Origin of the sequence: Thioclava sp. NG1, assembly GCF_003122275.1 — a bacterium.
In the GTDB taxonomy this organism is placed as follows: Bacteria; Pseudomonadota; Alphaproteobacteria; order Rhodobacterales; family Rhodobacteraceae; genus Thioclava; species Thioclava nitratireducens.
Genome location: NZ_QFBB01000003.1, coordinates 82014 through 95784 on the forward strand (window position 1 = coordinate 82014; position 13771 = coordinate 95784).

At 63.0% G+C, this 13771-nt stretch carries 14 protein-coding genes; 12 read left to right on the forward strand and 2 right to left on the reverse strand.

Features of this window, described 5'->3' with window-relative positions; translation table 11 throughout:
* Positions 1 to 5: 5 nt before the first annotated feature.
* The 12 genes from DEM26_RS05950 (at position 6) to DEM26_RS06005 (ending at position 11899) form a co-directional block, all read left to right on the forward strand.
* Entirely contained in the window at positions 6 to 842 is an 837-nt protein-coding gene (locus DEM26_RS05950; protein ID WP_075774815.1) for a CbbQ/NirQ/NorQ/GpvN family protein, read from the forward strand.
* A 12-nt stretch (positions 843 to 854) separates the two neighbouring features.
* The gene (locus DEM26_RS05955; RefSeq protein ID WP_109171947.1) at positions 855 to 3182 is read left to right on the forward strand and encodes a nitric oxide reductase activation protein NorD; all 2328 of its coding nucleotides are present in this window, start codon (positions 855 to 857) and stop codon (positions 3180 to 3182) included.
* Between the two features lie 18 nt (positions 3183 to 3200).
* Positions 3201 to 3902 (forward strand): ribulose-phosphate 3-epimerase, encoded by a 702-nt coding sequence (rpe, locus tag DEM26_RS05960; protein WP_109171948.1) that lies wholly within the window; start codon positions 3201 to 3203, stop codon positions 3900 to 3902.
* A 112-nt stretch (positions 3903 to 4014) separates the two neighbouring features.
* Complete coding sequence (locus DEM26_RS05965) at positions 4015 to 4923, forward strand: MBL fold metallo-hydrolase (RefSeq protein ID WP_088734406.1); 909 nt, start codon at positions 4015 to 4017, stop codon at positions 4921 to 4923.
* 2 nt (positions 4924 to 4925) lie between these two features.
* Complete coding sequence (locus tag DEM26_RS05970) at positions 4926 to 5882, forward strand: MBL fold metallo-hydrolase (RefSeq protein ID WP_075774819.1); 957 nt, start codon at positions 4926 to 4928, stop codon at positions 5880 to 5882.
* A gap of 8 nt (positions 5883 to 5890) precedes the next feature.
* A complete protein-coding gene (locus DEM26_RS05975; RefSeq protein ID WP_109171949.1) occupies positions 5891 to 6445 on the forward strand; it encodes a thioredoxin family protein in 555 nt (184 codons plus the stop codon).
* Positions 6442 to 7104: a phosphoglycolate phosphatase gene (locus tag DEM26_RS05980; RefSeq protein ID WP_075774821.1), complete on the forward strand. Its 663-nt coding sequence runs from the start codon at positions 6442 to 6444 to the stop codon at positions 7102 to 7104. Before DEM26_RS05975 ends, DEM26_RS05980 begins: the two co-directional genes overlap by 4 nt.
* Positions 7098 to 7799 carry an HAD family hydrolase gene (locus DEM26_RS05985; protein WP_109171950.1) on the forward strand — a complete coding sequence of 234 codons (702 nt, stop codon included), beginning with the start codon at positions 7098 to 7100 and terminating at the stop codon, positions 7797 to 7799. Before DEM26_RS05980 ends, DEM26_RS05985 begins: the two co-directional genes overlap by 7 nt.
* Before the next feature lie 48 nt (positions 7800 to 7847).
* Positions 7848 to 8711: an MBL fold metallo-hydrolase gene (locus DEM26_RS05990; protein WP_075775107.1), complete on the forward strand. Its 864-nt coding sequence runs from the start codon at positions 7848 to 7850 to the stop codon at positions 8709 to 8711.
* Between the two features lie 68 nt (positions 8712 to 8779).
* Positions 8780 to 9220: a TIGR01244 family sulfur transferase gene (locus tag DEM26_RS05995; protein ID WP_088718594.1), complete on the forward strand. Its 441-nt coding sequence runs from the start codon at positions 8780 to 8782 to the stop codon at positions 9218 to 9220.
* 23 nt (positions 9221 to 9243) lie between these two features.
* Positions 9244 to 10995, forward strand: coding sequence for a SulP family inorganic anion transporter (locus DEM26_RS06000; protein WP_075774824.1), 1752 nt, complete (start codon positions 9244 to 9246; stop codon positions 10993 to 10995).
* A gap of 139 nt (positions 10996 to 11134) precedes the next feature.
* Entirely contained in the window at positions 11135 to 11899 is a 765-nt protein-coding gene (locus DEM26_RS06005) for a helix-turn-helix transcriptional regulator (RefSeq protein WP_075774825.1), read from the forward strand.
* 85 nt (positions 11900 to 11984) lie between these two features.
* Here the strand turns inward: DEM26_RS06005 and tsf are convergent, their stop codons facing one another.
* Together tsf and rpsB are read right to left on the reverse strand one after the other, a co-directional pair.
* Positions 11985 to 12866, reverse strand: a complete 882-nt coding sequence (gene tsf, locus DEM26_RS06010; RefSeq protein ID WP_075774826.1) for a translation elongation factor Ts — start codon at positions 12864 to 12866, stop codon at positions 11985 to 11987.
* 74 nt (positions 12867 to 12940) lie between these two features.
* Positions 12941 to 13708 (reverse strand): 30S ribosomal protein S2, encoded by a 768-nt coding sequence (gene rpsB, locus DEM26_RS06015; RefSeq protein WP_075774827.1) that lies wholly within the window; start codon positions 13706 to 13708, stop codon positions 12941 to 12943.
* Positions 13709 to 13771 lie beyond the last annotated feature (63 nt).

A 13771-nucleotide genomic window follows, 5' to 3' on the forward strand; every position in this document is an offset into this window, starting at 1 on the left:
CACCCATGAGCGATATCGACCCAGACCAGTTCCGCGTGAAGACCGAGCCCTACTACCGGCCCGTCGGCAACGAGATCGAACAATACGCCGCCGCCTATGACGTGCGGATGCCGGTGATGCTCAAGGGCCCCACGGGCTGCGGCAAGTCGCGTTTCGTCGAATATATGGCGTGGAAGTTGCAGCGCCCGTTGATCACCGTGGCCTGTAACGAGGACATGACCGCGTCCGACCTGATCGGGCGGTTCCTCCTCGATATCAACGGCACGAAATGGCAGGACGGCCCGCTGACCGTTGCCGCGCGGATCGGCGCGATCTGCTATCTCGACGAGGTCGTGGAGGCCCGTCAGGACACCACCGTCGTCATCCACCCGCTGACCGATCACCGCCGCCAGCTGCCGCTGGAGAAGAAGGGCGAGCTGGTCGACGCGCATCCCGATTTTCAGGTCGTGATCTCGTATAACCCCGGTTACCAGTCGATGATGAAGGACCTCAAGCAATCGACCAAGCAGCGTTTCGGCGCGATGAGCTTCGACTACCCCCAGGCCGCGACCGAGGCCGAGATCGTCAGCCACGAGGCCGGGATCGACCTCAAAACCGCCGAACGCCTCGTGCAGGTCGCCCAACGCTCGCGCAATCTCAAGGGCCACGGGCTCGATGAGGGCATGTCGACGCGCCTTCTCGTTTATGCAGGCCAGTTGATCTCGCAGGACATCCCCGCGCCCGCCGCCTGCCAGATGGCGCTGGTGGAGCCGCTGACCGACGACGCGGATATGCGCGACACGTTGCAGGCGGCCGTCCAGACCTTCTTCCCCGAGATCACCGACAGCTCGAAGGTGGCGTAAGGAGCGCGTCCGATGAAGGTCGATCTCGACGATTACGCCGCCGATCTGATCAAATCCGCGCCGGAGCTGGAGGAGACCCTCGACGGGCTCTTCCACGAGGCGGCGCGGATGATGTCGCCCGCCGGGCTGAAGGATTACATGGACGGTGCGAAGGCCATGACCTCGCTCGGCAAGGGCCCCCGCCTGCTGATCTCCTATCTCGACGAGATGCCGCAGGTCGCCAAGGAATGCGGTGAGGACGTCATTCGGGACGTGGTGGGCGCGGTGCTGAAGCTGGCCTCGATGGTGTCGGGCGAAATCCTGGTGCTGATGCTCGACACGCTGCCCGGCGCCGCCAACCGCTTCGGCGATCCGGAACTGCTGCGCGGCTATCTGGCGCTGCTGCACCGGCTGGCGGCCCGTGCGCCAAGGGGACTGCGTCCGATGTTCGGCGTGCTCGAAGAACTGCTTGCGAAACTCACCCTCTCGGGTCTGCGCCGCTGGGTGGATTTCGGCGCCGAGGCCTATCGGCGCGACCTGCCGAAACAGGCGGATTACTTCGGGCTTGTTTCTGAAGACAGCCGCGCAGTCCTGAAACAGGAACGCCGCGGCACGCTCTTCATCGACAGCCAGCGCCGGCTGAACTTCTACCTCCGCGCCTTCTGGGCCCGCGACTTCTTCCTGCGTCCCTCTGCCGCCGACTTCGAAGGCTTCCGCCCCTTCATCGAGGACGGTGCGCTGCATCTGCCCGATGCGGTGGACGGGTTCAACGGCGCCTCCGGCCTCGATCTCTACCGCGCGATGTGCGCCCATATGGCGGCCCATATCGTCTATTCCGATCACGGGCTCGGGCAGGAAGCGCTCAATCCGGCGCAGATTTTCCTGATCGGCATGATCGAGGATGCCCGCGTCGAATATTGCGCGACGCGGGCCTTTCCGGGGCTGCGCGCGATGTTCGACCGGCTGATGCCGGACACGCCACCCGGCGCTTACGAGCACGAGACGATGTATCTGCTGGAAAAGGTCGCCCGCGCGCTCAACACGCCCGGCACCCGCACCGGCGATCTGGAAATCGACAATCTCGTCGAGACCTTCCACGGCGAGATCGCGGACAATGCACGTGAGACGATGTTCTCCTGGTCGCTCGGCGTCGAACTTTACAACCTGCTCGCGCAACGCCGCGCGGTGCCATCCCTTCGTATTCTCGAATCTCTGAAAATTCCGTATCGCGATGACAACCGCTTCATCTGGTCGCTCTCGGATTACGACTGGTCGGACCAGAACGCCTATCAGCCCGCGCAGGGTCAGGTGCGCAAGCGCGTAGGCCTGATGGAATTCGTCAACGAGGTCGATGTCGAGACCGCGGGCGACGATGCGCAGGAGGTCTGGGTGCTGTCGTCAGAGCTGTTCCCCTACGAGGATGAGGGCGTCAGCTATAACGAGATGGAGGGCAAGGCCCCGATCTCCGACCCGTTCCATTACGGTGAATGGGATTACAAGGTGCAGTTGATGCGCCCGTCGTGGTCGACTGTCTACGAACACCGCCCGCCGATGGGCGACCCGGACGAGATCGACACGATCCTGGCCGCGCATCGCGGCATCCGTCACCGGATCAAGCAGATCGTGGACCGGCTGCGCCCGCAGGGCATCTCGCGCCAGCGGCGGCTGGAGGATGGCGACGAGCTGGATATCAACGCCGCCGTCGATGCAATGGTGATGCAGCGCATCGGCATGCAGCCCGACATGCGGATCACCATGCGCAACGTCATCAACCGGCGCGATCTGGCGGTCTGCATCCTGCTCGACCTGTCGGAGAGCACCAACGAGACCGTGCGCGGCTCGGACAAGACCGTGCTGGAGCTGACGCGCGAAGCCTCGGCGCTGGTGGCCTCGGCGATCGAAGGGATCGGCGACCCGTTCGCGATCCACGGCTTTTCCTCGGATGGCCGGCACGACGTGCAATATCAGCGCTTCAAGGATTTCGAGCAGAAGCTCGATTCCGAGGTCAAAGGCCGCCTTGCGGGCATGAAGGGCGGGCTCTCGACCCGCATGGGGGCCGCGATGCGCCATGCCGCCCATCATTTGTCGCTGCGCCCGGAAGCCCATAAACTGTTGCTGATCGTCACCGATGGCGAACCGGCCGATATCGACGAGCGCGACCCGCAATATCTGCGCATGGATGCCAAGAAGGCTGTTGCGGAACTCCAGCAGATCGGCATTAACAGCTATTGTCTGACGCTGGACCCCGAAGCCGATGCCTATGTGTCGCGCATCTTCGGGACCAATAATTACACCGTGATCGATCAGGTCGAGCGCCTGCCCGAGAAACTGCCGACCCTGTTCGCGCAACTGACGAAATGAGCCGCCAAGGAGGCCCCCATGAGCTTTGACCGTTCCATCAAGATCGCGCCCTCGATCCTGTCGGCCGATTTCGCCAATTTCGGCGCCGAGATCCGCGCCATCGAAGATCAGGGGGCCGATTGGGTCCATGTCGACGTGATGGACGGGCATTTCGTGCCGAACCTCACCTTCGGCCCACCCGCCGTGAAAGCGTTCCGCCCGCATGTGAAGACCTTCATGGACGTCCACCTGATGATCGCGCCGGTCGACCCTTACATCGAGGCCTATGCCGAAGCGGGTGCCGACATGATTGTGGCGCATTGGGAGGCCGGCCCGCACCCGCATCGCATGCTGCAGGCGATCAAGGCGCAGGGCGTGAAATGCGGCATCTCGCTGAACCCCGGCACGCCCGCCAACGTGATCTCGGAACTGCTAGACCTCGTCGATATGGTTCTCGTGATGAGCGTGAATCCCGGCTTCGGCGGTCAGAAATTCATCCCCTCCAGCATCAACAAGGTCCGCCAAGTGCGCGAAATGATTGGCGATCGGGAGATTCACATTCAGGTGGATGGCGGCGTCGATCCGACCACGGTCGGCCCGCTGGTCGAGGCTGGTGCGGATTGCTTCGTCGCGGGCTCCGCCGTCTTCAAGGGCGGCTCGGTCGATAGGCCGGAGGTGTATGGCCAGAATATGCGCGCGATCCGCGAAGCGGCGGAGGGTGCTCTCAAAGCCGCGCAGTGAGAAACTGCCAAGCTGCAAGGAGATCGGTCGCAATCTCGTGATCTGACCGCTTGCCCTGCCGCTGCCTCTCGTTCATATTCGTGGAATTGAATACCAGCTAGGGAGGACTGGCATGACATTCACGCGACGCACCATTCTGCGCGGAGGGCTGGCCATGGGCGCCATGACAGCCCTTCCCCGGCTCAGCTTCGCCGCCCAGACCCTCGAGATGGGTTCGGCCCGGCTCGACACGCTGTCCGATGGCAATCTCGTGCTGCCGATCGGCTTTGTGACCGACAATCCGGAGGCCAAGCCGATCCTCGAGAGCTACGGCATCACCGGAGACTCGGTCGAACCGCCCTGCAACGTCACGCTCTATCGCGACGGCACCAACACCGTGCTGTTCGACGTGGGGTCGGGCAATGACTTCATGCCGTCTGCGGGTAAGCTGATGGAGGCGATGGACGCGCTCGAAGTCGCCCCCGAGGACGTGACCCATGTCGTCTTCACCCATGGCCACCCGGATCACCTTTGGGGCGTGCTCGACGATTTCGACGAGCCGTTCTTCGCCAACGCCGAGCACATGATGGGCAAGGACGAATTCGAATATTGGCTCAACCCGGAGACGCTCGACACGATCGATCAGGGCCGCAAGACCTTCGCGGCAGGCGCGCTGCGTCGCCTCCAGATCCTTGAAGACCAGATTGCAACCTTTGGAGATGGCGAGGAAATCCTCCCCGGCATCTTGGCGCAGATGACGCCCGGCCACACGCCCGGTCACATGTCCTTCCACGTCAAGAACGGCGAGACGCAGGCCTTCATCATCGGCGATGCGATCGTGAACCACTACCTCGCCTTCGCCGCGCCGGGCATGGCGGCAGGCTCCGACCAAAACCCCGATCTGGGCGCTGAGACGCGTGTCGCGTTGCTCGATCAGCTGGCGACCGACAAGCTGCCGATCATCGGCTATCACCTGCCCGAAGGCGGCCTGGGCCGGGTCGAGCGCGACGGCGACGCCTATCGCTACGTGCCGGAGGTCTGAGGGTGAAAAAACTCCTTTTGACCAGCGTCTTGGCGGGACTTCTTCATGTGAGCCCCGTACTCGCCTCTGAAGACGTGCCGGATATGTATCCCGGTTCGGTTCTCTACTCTAAGCCCTACGAGGTGATCCCCGGCGTCTGGACCGCGATCGGGGCCACTGCGCCGCCGACCTATGAGAATTCGGGTCATAACAACAATCTCAGCTTCATCGTCACCGGCGATGGCGTGGTCGTGGTGAATTCCGGCGCGTCCTATCAACTCGCCAAGGCGCTGCATGACGAGATCAAGGCGGTCACCGATCAGCCGGTGAAGCTGGTGATCAACGAGAACGGTCAGGGCCATTCGATGCTCGGCAACAATTACTGGATCGAACAGGGCGTGCCGGTGCTCGCCCATGTCGATGCGGCGGCCGAGTTCGAACATGACGCCGGCGGCGCCTTCGAGGCGCTCAAGAGCTACGGCAAGGAAACCGCCGAAGGCACCGATCCGAAGCTGCCCACCGAGACTTTCGAGGACAAGCGCGTCATCGAGATGGGCGACATGACCATCGAAGTGATGCATCTGGGCCCCGCGCACAGCCCCGGCGACACGCAGGTCTGGCTGCCGGAACAGAAGTTCATGATCGCGGGCGATATCGCCTTTTCGGAACGGATGCCGCCGATCTTCTCGGGCACCTGCACGAGCTGCTGGATCGAGACCTTCGAGACCAAATTCGCGCCGCTGGAGCCTGCCTTCATCATCCCCGGCCATGGCCATCCGACCAATCTCGAGAAGGTCACGCGCGGAACGACGGGCTACCTGAAATATCTGCGCGGAAAGATCGCCGAACATCTCGACAATGGTGGCGATCTGGCCGAGGCCTACTACGTGGATCAGAGCCCCTACAAAAACCTCGACACGTTCGAGGAACTGGCGACGAAAAACGCGGGCGTCGTCTACGAGGAAATGGAATTCGAATAGGAGGCCGCATGGCTGTCACTCCCCCCGTCTGCGATTTCGGCTGGAAGGCTCCGGGCTTCACCCTGCCCGGCACCGACGGCAAGCAATACAGCTTTGACGACATCCGTGGTCCCAAGGGCACGCTCGTGATGTTCATTTGCAACCATTGCCCCTATGTCCAGTCAATCCTCGACCGCATCCTGCGCGATGCGGCGGAGTTGCAGAAGGCGGGGATCGGCGTCGTTGCGATCTCGGCCAACGATGTCGACGAATATCCGCAGGACAGCTTCGAGAATATGGCCAAGCTGGCCGCGGAGAAGGGCTTTCCCTTCCCCTATCTCTATGATGAAACTCAGGCGGTCGCGAAGGCATACGGGGCCGCCTGCACCCCGGACTTCTTCGGTTTCAACGCCGAGGACGGGCTGCAATATCGCGGCCGTCTCGATGCCTCGACCAAGCAGGCCGCCGCGGTCGACGCCAAGCGAGAACTCTACGAAGGCATGATGCTGGTCGCCGAGACCGGCGAAGGCCCGCGCGACCAGATTCCGTCGATGGGCTGCTCCATCAAATGGAAATCGGCATGAGCGACGCGCCTTCCGTCATCTTCGATCTCGACGGAACGCTGATCGATTCCGTGCCCGCGATCCATGCCGTTTCGAACGCCGTTCTGACCGATATGGGCTTCGAGCCGCTCTCGCTTCCGACGGTCCGAAGCTTCGTCGGCAAGGGCGTGCCCAACCTCGTGCGCCAGTTGCTGATCACCTCGGGCGAAGACCCGGACGGGCCGCTCTTCAATCGGGTGGAGCACGCCCTCGTCGCGCGCTACGAGACCGATGTGGAGGGCAACGTGCCCTACCCCAACGTGATCGCCGCGCTCGACCGGCTCACGGAGATGGGCTGCCGGATGGCGGTCTGCACGAACAAACCGGTCCGCCCAGCTGAAGCCGCGCTGCGCCATGTCGGTTTATGGGACTATTTCGAGCTGACGCTGGGCGGGGACTCCATGCCCACCCGCAAGCCCGAGCCGGAAATGCTGCATCATTGCCATCGGGCCCTGGGCGGCGGACAGATGATCTATGTCGGCGACAGCGAGGTCGATGCGGAAACGGCGGCGAATGCGCAGGCCCCGTTTGCGATCTATTCCGAGGGCTATCGCAAGACGCCCTTGACCGACGTGCCCCATGACGTCGCCTTCTCGGATTGGGCGATGCTGCCAGGTCTGGTGGAGGGCTGGAAATGGTAAGCGCGCTGATCTTCGACGTCGACGGAACGTTGGCCGAAACCGAAGAAGCCCATCGCCGTGCATTCAACGAGACCTTTGCCGCGCGGCGCGTGGACTGGAACTGGTCGCAGGAGACCTATCGCGAACTGCTGAAAACCGCCGGCGGCAAGGAGCGCATGGCGCGCCACCGCGAGGTCATGGGCTTCGGCCCGACCGACGACGAGATCGCCATGCTGCACGAGATCAAGACCCGCCGCTATGTCGAGATCATCACCGGCGGGCAGGTCCCGCTGCGCCCGGGCGTGGCGCGGCTGATCGCAAATGCGCGTGCCGCCGGGATGAAGCTCGCCATCGCCACGACGACGAACCGTCCCAATGTCGATGCGCTGATCCGCGCGCAGCTGGGTGCCGACCCCGATCACCTGTTCGATGCGATCGCGGCAGGCGACGAGGTCGCCGCCAAGAAACCGGCGCCCGACGTGTTCGAACTCGCGCTGAATCGGCTGCATCTGCCGCCCGAGGCCTGCATCGCCTTCGAGGATAGCGAGGTGGGCCTGCGCTCTGCGCAAGCGGCCGGGCTGCGCGTGGTCGTGACGCCCTCGGCCTATACCGATGGCGGCGATTTCTCGCGCGCGGAGTGGGTGCTCCCCGATCTCTCGCACCCCTTACCGCCCGAGATCACGGAAGGGCTGGGACAGAGTGCCGCAATTTCATAAGATCGGACTCGGCTACATATGCTGGGCAGGTTAACGGAGGCCGCCATGATCAAACCGGACGTCAAAGCTTTTTTCGACACCGCGACTTTCACCGTCTCCTATGTGGTGAAAGATCCCGGCAGCAAAGCCTGCGCCGTTGTCGATAGCGTGCTCGATTTCGACTATTCCTCGGGCCGGACGGATACCAAATCCGCCGACGAGGTGATCGCCTATGTGCAGGAGAACGGGCTTGAGGTGGAGTGGATCCTCGAGAGCCACGTCCATGCCGACCACCTTTCCGCCGCGCCCTACATTCAGGAGCGCGTCGGCGGCAAGATCGGCATCGGCGACCGCATTCAGGTCGTGCAGGACACCTTCGGCAAGATCTTCAACGAAGGCACCGAATTCCAGCGCGACGGTTCGCAGTTCGACAGGCTCTTCAAGGAAGGCGACACTTTCAGCGTCGGCGCGCTGGAGGGTCGCGTTCTGCACACGCCGGGCCATACGCCCGCTTGCCTTACCTACGTCATCGGCGATGCGGCCTTCGTGGGCGATACGCTCTTCATGCCCGATTTCGGCACCGCGCGCTGCGACTTCCCCGGCGGCTCGGCGGAGACGCTCTACGCCTCGATCCAGAAGATCTTGTCGCTGCCTGACGAGACCCGCATTTTCGTGGGCCACGACTACAAGGCACCGGGCCGCGACGAATTTGCGTGGGAGACGAGCGTGGCCGAGGAAAAGGCCCGCAACATCCATATCGGCGGCGGCAAGTCCGAGGCCGAATTCGTCAAGATGCGCACCGAGCGCGATGCGACTCTGGCGATGCCGAAGCTCATCATCCCGTCGCTTCAGGTAAACATGCGCGCGGGCCAGATGCCTCCGAAGGACGAGGACGGCAAGACCTACCTCAAAGTGCCGGTCAACGGGCTCTGAGACGAAAAACCGAGAGGGCGGGAAACCCCGCCCATCTCCACCTAGAAGGCAGGATAACAGGACAGATCATGGAATTGCGCAAACTTTCCGACGAGTTCTCCGTCGCCCCGCAGATCGAACCCGAAGACGTGCCGAAGCTTGCCGAGATGGGCTTTCGCACGCTGATCATCAATCGTCCCGACGAGGAGATCGAGGACGCAGATCAGCGTTCGGACGCGATCGCCGCGCTTTGCTCGACGCATGGCCTCACGCCTTACTACCTGCCCTACTATCCCGGCGAACTGAGCCTCGAACTGGTCGACAATTTCGCGACCATCATGGACGCGGCAGAGAAACCTGCCTTGGGCTATTGCCGTTCGGGCACGCGCTCGTCGCATCTGTGGGGCGTCAGCCAGGCGGGCGAGATGGAAATCGACAAGATCGTCGCGACCGCCGCCGAAGCGGGCTATGACCATTCCACGCTGGTGCCGGTGATGCAGTATTACGCCAGCCGCCGCGATCAGGCCTGATCCAGCCCTTTCGCGACGTGCCAATGCTCAAACGCTACCTGCCGATCCTAAGCTGGGGGCGCGACTACGATCGCCCGACCTTCGAGGCCGATCTGATCGCGGCGGTGATCGTCACGATCATGCTGATCCCGCAGTCGCTGGCCTATTCGCTGCTGGCCGGGATGCCGCCGGAATACGGGCTCTACGCTTCGGTACTGCCGCTGCTGATCTACGCAGTTTTCGGCACCTCGCGCCCGCTGGCCGTCGGCCCGGTCGCGGTGATCTCGCTGATGACGGCCGCCGCGGTTGGCAGGGTCGCGGCGCAGGGTACGCCGGAATATATCGCCGCCGCAGTGGCGCTGGCGTTTCTCTCGGGCGTGATGCTGGTGGTGATGGGCTTCCTGCGCATGGGCTTCATCACAGCCTTCCTCAGCCACCCGGTGCTGTCGGGCTTCACATCGGCTGTCGGTATCCTGATCGCCGCGGGCCAGATGAAGCATTTCTTCGGTATTCCGGCGGAGAGCGGCGGGATTCTCGATATTCTCGGCGGCCTCTGGGCGCATCTCGGCCAGACCAATCCCTACACGGTCGTCATCTCGATCCTGTCGCTGGTCTTCCTGTTCTGGGCGCGACGTGGGCTTAAGCCGCGCCTGCTAAAGGCAGGGCTGTCCGAGCGGCTTGCGGCCATCCTCACCCGCGCCGCGCCGGTTTACGCAGTCGCCGCGACGATCCTGATCACCTGGCTGTTCGGGCTCGAGGGACGCGGGGTCCGCGTCGTCGGCACCGTGCCGCTCGGCTTCCCGACCCCGAGCCTGCCGCCCGCCGATCTCGCGCTCTGGAAAGAACTCTTCGTCCCGGCGCTCCTGATCGCGATCATCGGCTATGTCGAGACGATCTCGGTCGCCCAGACATTGGCCGCTAAGAAACGCCAGCGCATCGATCCGGACCAAGAATTCATAGCCCTCGGCGGCGCCTCCATCGGCTCCGCAATCTCTGGATCCTTTCCGATTACCGGGGGGTTCGCGCGCTCTGTCGTCAGCTTCGAGGCCGGCGCTACGACGCCCGCCGCTGGCGCCTTCACCGCGATCGGGGTGGCGCTCGCGACCTTCACCCTGACCCCGGCCCTCTATTACCTGCCGCAAGCGACGCTCGCGGCCACGATCTTCGTCTCGGTGCTGACGCTGGTCGATATCAAGGCGCTCAAGCGCACGTTCAAATACGCCCCCCGCGAAGGTGTCGGCATGGCTCTGACGGTGCTCGTCACCCTGATCTGGGGCGTCGAGGACGGCATCGCATTCGGTGTTATCCTCTCGATCGCGCTGCGGTTGTGGCAAAGCTCGCGCCCGCATGTGGCCGAATTGGGCCAGGTTCCCGGCACCGAGCATTTCCGCAATATCCGGCGCCACCGGGTGAACTGCGCGCCGGGCATCCTCAGCCTGCGCATCGACGAGAGCCTGTGGTTCCCGAATGCCCGCTTCGTCGAGGAGATGATCTACGACCGGATCGCGAGCGACGAGTCCATCAAGCATGTCGTGCTGAATTGCCCCGCGATCAACCATATCGACATGTCCGCGCTCGAGGCGCTGGAAGAGGTGAACGACCAGCTCAACGACGCGGGCGTGCGATTGCACCTGTCCGAGGTTAAAGGCCCGGTGATGGACCGCCTGACGCGCTCGGACCTGATCACCCAACTAACCGGGCAGATCTACCTTACCCATTACGACGCGCTGGCGACGCTCGCCCCCGAGACCACCCAAGGTTGCGCACACGAGAGCCGTGTCGAGACCCACCGCTAAGCGTCTTCGTGCCCCACGTGGGTTGCCATGGCGCGCGAAACATAAGACATTTGAACAGGGTCTCCGGCGCGGGGAAACATGCGCCTCCGGAGTAGTGTTAATGAGCTACGCGAACTAACCGATTGTGGGGTGAAACGCGATGTTATCCTTCTGTGAGGCGGTCTTACGCGCAAAATCCGTGCAGGAAATTTGGTCCCGCCATTGCCGCGAAATGGAGCGGTTCGGCTTCGACCGTTTGATCTATGGGTTCACGAGTTTCCGAAAGGGAAACAATTTTGGCCACGAAGACGATTTGTTGATCCTCTCGAACCACCAGAAGGAATATCTCGACCTCTTCATCGGAGAGGGAAAATATCGCCACGCGCCGATGGTGCAATGGGCCGCGAAGAATGACGGGCCCTGCTCGTGGCGCATTGTCGCGGACCGCGCAATGCGGGGAGAGCTGACCCCGGCAGAGATCGACGTGATCGACATCAACCACCGTTTCGGCATCCGCGCGGGCTATTCGATCGGTTTCTCCGACCCGCTCTCCTACGCGCGCGGCGCGATCGGACTCGTGGGGCGGCCGGGGCTGAGCCAGGACGACGTCGACCGCATCTGGCGCGAGAACGAACGCGAATTGATGGTGATGAACAGCCTCGTTCATCTGCGCATCTCGACCATGCCCTATTCCACCGGGCGACGCCCACTGACGGATCGGCAGCGCGAAGTCCTCGAATGGGTGGCGGAGGGCAAGACGACCGCCGATATCGCGATCATCATGGGGCTGACCCCGTCGACGGTGGAAAAACACCTGCGACTGGCGCGCGAGGCGCTGGACGTGGACACCACCGCGCAGGCGGTCATGAAAGCCTCGGTGCAAAAGCAGATTTTCCTGAACGCCTCACACGCGGCGGCGCGTTAGGTTTGCATCCCAGACCCCTGCCCCACAATGAAAAACGCCGCCCCGATCAGGGCGGCGTTTCCTGTTTCAAAGAAGAGGCGCGGGCTTAGTTGCCAGCTGCGGTCTTCGCCACTTCAGCGGCGAAATCTTCTTCTTTCTTCTCGATGCCTTCGCCGACTTCCATCCGGACGAAGCCGGTGATCTCGACGCCAGCTTCTTTCGCGGCCTGACCGACGGTGAGGTCGGGATTGACGACGAATTGCTGGTTCAGCAGCGTGACTTCCGCGGTGAATTTCTTCATGCGGCCTTCGATCATCTTCTCGATCACCTGCTCGGGCTTGCCCGATTCACGTGCGATGTCGATCTGAACCTGCTTTTCCTTCTCGACGACAGCCGGGTCGAGATCGGATTCGGACAGCGCGGCCGGGTTGGTCGCGGCGATGTGCATCGCGATCTGCTTGCCGATGCCGTTGTCTTCGCCCTTCAGCGCAACGAGCACACCGATCTTGCCCATGCCGTCGGCGGCAGCGTTGTGCACGTAATGCACCAGCGTGTCGCCTTCGAGGATGTGCATGCGGCGCAGGTTCATGTTCTCACCGATACGCGCGATGGCGTCGGTGATCACGTCTTCGACCTTCTTGCCGTTGAGATGCGCAGCCTTGACGACTTCGACATCTTCACCGGTTTCCAGCGCGACTTCCGCGATGTCGGAGACGAGCTTCTGGAAATCGGCGTTCTTCGCGACGAAGTCGGTTTCCGAGTTCATCTCGATCGCGACGCCCTTGCCGTTGTTGACGGCGAGCGCGACGAGACCTTCGGCAGCCACGCGGCCCGATTTCTTCGCAGCCTTCGCAAGGCCCTTGGTGCGCAGCCAGTCAACGGCGGCGTCCATGTCGCCATCGGTCTCGGTCAGCGCTTTTTTCGCGTCCATCATGCCTGCGCCGGTAGCTTCGCGCAGTTCCTTCACCTGAGCGGCGGTAATCGCCATGGTCGGATCTCCTTCAAGAACTCTGCGAGGGCGGGATACCCCGCCCTCATGTCATCTGGGTGACGGTCGCGGCCTTACTTGGCCTCGGCCTCGGCCAGCGCCTCTTCAACCGGGGTCTCGGTGAGGGCACCGACATCGACGCCCGCCGCGCCCATCTGGGCCGACATGCCGTCGAGAGCTGCGCGCGAAGCGAGGTCGCAGTAGAGCGCAATCGCACGGGCCGCGTCGTCGTTGCCCGGGATCACGTAATCCACGCCGTTCGGCGAGCAGTTGGTGTCGACCACCGCCACGACCGGGATGCCGAGCTTCTTGGCTTCCGCGATGGCGAGGTCTTCCTTGTTCACGTCGATCACGAACAGGAGGTCCGGCAGACCGCCCATTTCGCGGATACCGCCGAGCGACGCCTGCAGCTTGGCCTGGTCACGCTCCATGCCGAGACGCTCTTTCTTGGTCAGGCCTTCAGCGCCCTGCTCGAGCTTCTCGTCGATCTCGTTGAGACGCTTGATCGACTGGGAGACGGTCTTCCAGTTGGTCAGCGTGCCGCCGAGCCAGCGGTGGTTCATGTAATACTGTGCGCATTTCTCGGCGGCTTCGGCGATCGGGCGCGCAGCCTGACGCTTGGTGCCGACGAAGAGAACGCGGCCGTTTTTCGCAACGGTGTCGCGGATGACCTGCAGAGCCTGGTCGAGCAGCGGAACGGTCTGCGTCAGGTCGACGATGTGGATGCCGTTACGCTCGCCATAGATGTACTGACCCATACGGGGGTTCCAACGCTGGGTCTGGTGGCCAAAGTGAACGCCAGCTTCCAAGAGCTGACGCAGGGAGAATTCAGGAAGCGCCATGTCCAATTCCTTTTCCGGTTTGCGCCTGAGCGGAGGGTCTCAGGGCATATGCCCCAACCGGTG

Bases quoted from the DNA above. Each gene is read 5' to 3' on its own strand.
- rpe (WP_109171948.1), top strand. From the start codon at position 3,201: ATGAGCTTTGACCGTTCCATCAAGATCGCGCCCTCGATCCTGTCGGCC.
- DEM26_RS05975 (WP_109171949.1), top strand. From the start codon at position 5,891: ATGGCTGTCACTCCCCCCGTCTGCGATTTCGGCTGGAAGGCTCCGGGC.
- DEM26_RS05985 (WP_109171950.1), top strand. From the start codon at position 7,098: ATGGTAAGCGCGCTGATCTTCGACGTCGACGGAACGTTGGCCGAAACC.
- DEM26_RS05980 (WP_075774821.1), top strand. From the start codon at position 6,442: ATGAGCGACGCGCCTTCCGTCATCTTCGATCTCGACGGAACGCTGATC.
- DEM26_RS05955 (WP_109171947.1), top strand. From the start codon at position 855: ATGAAGGTCGATCTCGACGATTACGCCGCCGATCTGATCAAATCCGCG.
- DEM26_RS06000 (WP_075774824.1), top strand. From the start codon at position 9,244: ATGCTCAAACGCTACCTGCCGATCCTAAGCTGGGGGCGCGACTACGAT.
- DEM26_RS05995 (WP_088718594.1), top strand. From the start codon at position 8,780: ATGGAATTGCGCAAACTTTCCGACGAGTTCTCCGTCGCCCCGCAGATC.
- DEM26_RS05965 (WP_088734406.1), top strand. From the start codon at position 4,015: ATGACATTCACGCGACGCACCATTCTGCGCGGAGGGCTGGCCATGGGC.
- tsf (WP_075774826.1), bottom strand. From the start codon at position 12,866: ATGGCGATTACCGCCGCTCAGGTGAAGGAACTGCGCGAAGCTACCGGC.
- DEM26_RS05950 (WP_075774815.1), top strand. From the start codon at position 6: ATGAGCGATATCGACCCAGACCAGTTCCGCGTGAAGACCGAGCCCTAC.
- DEM26_RS06005 (WP_075774825.1), top strand. From the start codon at position 11,135: ATGTTATCCTTCTGTGAGGCGGTCTTACGCGCAAAATCCGTGCAGGAA.
- rpsB (WP_075774827.1), bottom strand. From the start codon at position 13,708: ATGGCGCTTCCTGAATTCTCCCTGCGTCAGCTCTTGGAAGCTGGCGTT.